The sequence below is a fragment of the Priestia sp. 53B2 genome, from assembly GCF_056099005.1.
In genome coordinates, this window is sequence record NZ_JBLZXA010000067.1 from 1 (window position 1) to 526 (window position 526).

General features: G+C 45.8%; 1 tRNA gene and 2 rRNA genes. All 3 read left to right on the forward strand.

Going from position 1 to position 526, the window contains the following annotated elements:
- A 23S ribosomal RNA gene (locus ACN6NE_RS31065) occupies positions 1-116 on the forward strand; the annotation flags it as partial.
- A gap of 63 nt (positions 117-179) precedes the next feature.
- Positions 180-295 (forward strand): 5S ribosomal RNA (gene rrf / locus ACN6NE_RS31070).
- A gap of 104 nt (positions 296-399) precedes the next feature.
- A tRNA-Val gene (locus ACN6NE_RS31075) sits at positions 400-475 on the forward strand.
- Positions 476-526 lie beyond the last annotated feature (51 nt).

The following is a 526-nucleotide window of genomic DNA, read 5'->3' on the forward strand; positions in this document are numbered from 1 at the left end:
TTTCCCATAGCGCAAGCTAGTAAGATCCCTGAAAGATGATCAGGTTGATAGGTCAGAGGTGGAAGCGTGGCGACACGTGTAGCTGACTGATACTAATCGATCGAGGACTTAACCAAGATTTGAAAAGTACATGCTTTACTCAGCAAACTGTTACCTAGTTTTGAGAGAACAATCTCATGTCTGGTGGCGATAGCGAAGAGGTCACACCCGTTCCCATACCGAACACGGAAGTTAAGCTCTTTAGCGCCAATGGTAGTTGGGACTTTGTCCCTGTGAGAGTAGGACGTTGCCAGGCAATGAATATGACCCCTTTTTATGCTCTTATAAAAGAGTCTAGGGGTTTTTTATTTGGCTCATTTATAAAAATCTTATATACAATGAATATTGTGTATGATACGTGGAGGATTAGCTCAGCTGGGAGAGCACCTGCCTTACAAGCAGGGGGTCGGCGGTTCGATCCCGTCATCCTCCACCACCGTGCCGGTGTAGCTCAACTGGTAGAGCAACTGACTTGTAATCAGTAGGT